5 protein-coding genes and 1 tRNA gene are annotated in these 3,909 nt (G+C 58.9%); 3 read left to right on the forward strand and 3 right to left on the reverse strand.

Annotation, left to right across the window (positions count from 1 at the left end; genetic code table 11):
* The 3 genes from AC1DWF_RS30805 to AC1DWF_RS30815 form a co-directional block, all read left to right on the forward strand.
* The coding region (locus AC1DWF_RS30805; protein WP_476842470.1) for a hypothetical protein at positions 1-190 on the forward strand (190 nt) is incomplete at its 5' end.
* The gene (locus AC1DWF_RS30810; RefSeq protein WP_476783605.1) at positions 177-1,079 is read left to right on the forward strand and encodes a hypothetical protein; all 903 of its coding nucleotides are present in this window, start codon (positions 177-179) and stop codon (positions 1,077-1,079) included. The genes AC1DWF_RS30805 and AC1DWF_RS30810, both read left to right, overlap by 14 nt.
* A gap of 230 nt (positions 1,080-1,309) precedes the next feature.
* The gene (locus AC1DWF_RS30815; protein ID WP_476783606.1) at positions 1,310-1,579 is read left to right on the forward strand and encodes a hypothetical protein; all 270 of its coding nucleotides are present in this window, start codon (positions 1,310-1,312) and stop codon (positions 1,577-1,579) included.
* Positions 1,580-2,179: 600 nt separating this feature from the next.
* Here AC1DWF_RS30815 and AC1DWF_RS30820 read toward each other — a convergent pair.
* The 3 genes from AC1DWF_RS30820 to AC1DWF_RS30830 form a co-directional block, all read right to left on the reverse strand.
* Positions 2,180-2,743, reverse strand: coding sequence for a hypothetical protein (locus AC1DWF_RS30820; RefSeq protein WP_476783608.1), 564 nt, complete (start codon positions 2,741-2,743; stop codon positions 2,180-2,182).
* Between the two features lie 216 nt (positions 2,744-2,959).
* Positions 2,960-3,034, reverse strand: a tRNA-Glu gene (locus AC1DWF_RS30825).
* 73 nt (positions 3,035-3,107) lie between these two features.
* Positions 3,108-3,909 (reverse strand): YcbK family protein (locus AC1DWF_RS30830; protein WP_476842471.1); only part of this gene is annotated, 802 nt, incomplete at its 5' end.

Here is a 3,909-nt window from a genome sequence, read left to right on the forward strand (position 1 = left end):
CGCGCGACTGAAGACCTATCCGGGGGCCGAGGGGAGGCGCGGCGCCCTTCTGGATGCGGCCACGGCACTGTTTTTCGACGCCCAGAAATGGACGTCGATTATCGACGGCTTGAAATCCGACTCCGGCGTTCGCAACGCAATCAATGACGAGCTCTTGAAGCTCAGCAAGAATCCGAATGTCCAAGCTTGATACAGAGGCAGTCGGATTGCCGGGCCGACGCGCTACTCTCGAACTGGCCTCACGCGTTTCGTGGCAGCTGGAGCGAGGGTTCCTGCCGTCCATCGACGACTACCAGGCCCGGCAGCGCATCCATGGGCGTGGCCAGACATCCGGGCACGTCGACGCGGGTCGCGTCAATCGAATCGATTTTACGCAATCCCTGATTAAGCGGAGGGTGCGTTATCGTGACGACCGCATAGCACCTCGGCGAAAGGTCAGAGTTGTCGTCGATATATCCATGTGTGACGGCTCGAGGAGCGCCAGGCGCCTGCTGGGAACCGCTCTGCTCGTGTCCTTGTCGCTTTGTACGCTGAAATCCACATCGATCATCCTCAAAGGGACTGGCGGGACCCAGAAATACCGGGACCAGTCGTTCGGCAGCGCCAGCGAGATCGACCTGCTCCTCGACACAATTGCGGACTTCGAGCGCGGGGGAGCGGGCGCCGTCACCGCTGGGAAACTGCGATTCGACCTGGGTGACACCACCTCCTACAGCTACTTTCTCGTAACCCACTCCATCTCTCCGGATACGCTGCGCCAGCTCAGTTGTCCCTTAGGCATGACCTGTGTGGTGGTGGAACCAACGGCTGGCAGGATCCCAGGAATCGAAACTGGCGTCTTTGGAGGTCGCTTTGGTGGCACATCGCCGGCACTGCTGAGCCGCGAGTTCGATCTCATCGTTGATCAGATGACGGCGGCCAGTCGTGGTCGCCTGGGCCCAGTTCTACGTGTTCGCGGCGATACGGACCTATCTTCCGCCTTTATGGAGGGCATCAACGACTCTCGGGCGGGCCGGGTCAGGACTCCGCAGCATGAGTTCAGGCTGACGCCACAATGGCCGTTTGTCACCTGGCGGTAGTTGCTGGAAAAGAGGCACGGGACTGGATAACAGAGTTTACGGCGTGGGTTCGGGCGCGATTTCTTGTTGATGTCGCTTTGGACCAGTTCAAGGCTCTATGCCTCAACCGGGTGCAGTAAAAAATCGGGTGGGGCTTMCCCTCGTTCGAAAGCTCTCGTAAGCGAACACCACAGGGGGCCAGTAGGGCATTTTTCCAACTGGCGATTGCATGCTCTGCCCTCAGCCCTGGGATGTCGGCGACCGCTGGCTGGTTGACCGTCGCACTTAGGGCGCTGCTGTTGCGCCGCTCCCGCATTTTCAGTTTTCCACGGATCGCAGCAGTTGCGAAACTGTCCAAAAGTGGCCACAAGAGCAAAACTAAGAAGAATCTATTCGAGGGCTCAGTGGATATCTTCCAACTCGATCAGGCGTTGATCGAACGATACGAAACGTTCGCCGATCTTGCGCTGGAAATTTCCTCGCAGGTCGATGCTGCCTTGTTGATTTCCACTGAGAGCTGACCCGGCGTTTCCACCGAGAAGTGACCCGCCCTTAGGTATCGTTCGTGTTGGTGCGGGGCTCCAAGAGTTGGAAGCGCCCGAGATTGTCGGCTGTACCAAGCAAACGACGCGATTTGACTGCAACTAATCCAATCTTTATCGCCGCTCGACGGGCGAGCATCTCAAGTGCTTTTTCGTTTYGCTCAGCATAGATTGACGATGAAGAGATCATTGTTACCTCCTAAAGGTGAAAACTTGGCACGGCCACGGGGCCGTCAAGCGACCCCGACGGGGCATTTGCCTTGCCTCACAGGAGGAGCGTGCCGCGCGTCCGCAGCATCGCTGCGGACATAGTGCCACGTTTGAGAGCGGCTGGAAAGGAGCCGCGCCCGGCTCGTATTGCCCACTACCTCTGAAAGCGCATTCAACGCTCAACGGTGTCGTACTGGTGTCGTACCAGTCGACCGCGTTCAAGGGCAGTTCGAAACCGAATGCAGCAAAAGTCTGATTTTGTTTAAGAATTTGGTGGGCGATGCAGGGATTGAACCTGCGACCCCACCCGTGTGAAGGCTTAACTCCCGGTCGAGGGAGCGCGGCGACGAGGCAAGCGCTCAAACATTATTACTCTGCTGCAGGGTCGGTGGTTTGCAGGCTCATGCCCTGAAGCCAGCGGGTGCGGTTGTTCTTGCTCTCGTGTATAGCCAGGAACAACGATCGTCCGCTGCTCAAAAGCGCCAATGCGTCGCTCGTGAAGTGCGGCGAAACACGAACCCAGACTGTCCAGCGTGGCTCACCACGAATCTTGTCGATGAGCCCCATGCCTGGGGGCGGATTGTATATCGGGATCTCCTTGCCGCGGTAAGGGCGGTACATTGGCGAGCGGTGTTCGTCACGCGCCTGTACGTCCTTCACTTTCTCATTGAGTCGAGGTGAGGTGTCGCCATAGATAGTCAATTCGAACGCATCGCCGGCCCGTTTCTCTGGGTAGGTTACAATCCCGGCAACTGTCAGCCGAGTTGTGAACTGATATAGTGGATCGTCGTCGTCCAAATCCCACGCATATTGCGGGCTATAGACGTTGGGATTGATCCGAGCTTCGACGCTCGCCTCGCAGCGCTGGACTTTTATGGCAAGGTGAGTGTGCTCTTCGCCAGGCTTCTTCTGACGCTTCGTACTACGGGGCATCGCAACATCCGCCTAGTTGTCTCCATGGGAGTAACCTGAGCGGACGAACTCAACCTAACAAGGCGCTAATTCACTCTACGACGCTCTCGGCTGGGTTCCGGCACATTGCGGGGCGCTTGCGACTTACTGAGCAAGTTCCGATTCCCATGCACGCCGCTTTTCGGGTCTCTTATCGGGACGAACGTTTTGGCGACAAAGCTAAGTGCTTGAAAAACCTGGTACGCCCAAGGGGAATCGAACCCCTGTTACCGCCGTGAAAGGGCGGTGTCCTAACCGCTAGACGATGGGCGCGCTCAGGTGAAGCGGTGTATAATTGGCTTGTTCGCAGCAGGCAACCCGTCTTTTGCTGCTGTGCAAAGTTTTTTTAGTTGCCCCTGCGGCAACGCCAGTTCCAGTCGCGCTCCGGCCCAATATCGATGTGCACCGAGTTGGTGTGGCAGTAGGTGCCGACGCCGCCACGGCCCGGCATGGAACGCAGGAAGGTCGCCAGTTCCCATTTGCCGACGCCCGGAATCTGGATGTCGGCAGCCGCGCAATACATATGCTGCGAATTCTTGGCGCCACGGGCGCGGCGATTGCGCTCCGGATTGCGGTAGCCGGAGGTGACAATCATCTTCTTGCCGTAGCGCTGCTCGGCAGCCTTGAGTATGCGCACCAGCGACGGCTTGAGGCAGGCGACATCGACGCTCTCGGTCTGCTTCAACAGGCCGTTCGGGGCAAGTCGGGCCATGCCGGCAGCCGAGGCCAGCTGGAGGCCTGGTTCTTCGTCCTCGTGCAGGTCGACGTCACTGTCGTCGTCGATGCCTGACTTGCGCTTGATTTCGAACAGATCCGTGGTGCGCACGCCGGGAAGGGCAAAGTCACCACCGGACGAACCACCTAGCGAGGCCAGCGCCACCGGCTTGGCACCGGACCTGGCCGAAGCAAGCGTGATGATCGGCTTGGCTTTTTCCTCGGTGGTGGCGGGTGCCGGTGCGGCGGCGGCAGTTGCGATGAGCGGTTTCGCCTTCTGCTCGGCCGGCGCCGGAGCAGCCTTGGCGGGCGCTGAACCGAAAAATGAAGCAAGAAAGCCCTTTTTCTGCGGCGGTTCTGGCTTTTCGGGGGCAGGGCCGTTTGTCAGGTAGAAGCCGGTATCTTGCTGGACTGGCGGCTTTCCTGTCTTCGCT

The sequence above is a fragment of the Aminobacter sp. P4_D5 genome, assembly GCF_056401815.1.

What these genes read in the sequence shown, in the direction of transcription:
- AC1DWF_RS30810 (WP_476783605.1), top strand. Translation starts at nt 177, where the DNA reads ATGTCCAAGCTTGATACAGAGGCAGTCGGATTGCCGGGCCGACGCGCT.
- AC1DWF_RS30815 (WP_476783606.1), top strand. Translation starts at nt 1,310, where the DNA reads ATGTCGGCGACCGCTGGCTGGTTGACCGTCGCACTTAGGGCGCTGCTG.
- AC1DWF_RS30820 (WP_476783608.1), bottom strand. Translation starts at nt 2,743, where the DNA reads ATGCCCCGTAGTACGAAGCGTCAGAAGAAGCCTGGCGAAGAGCACACT.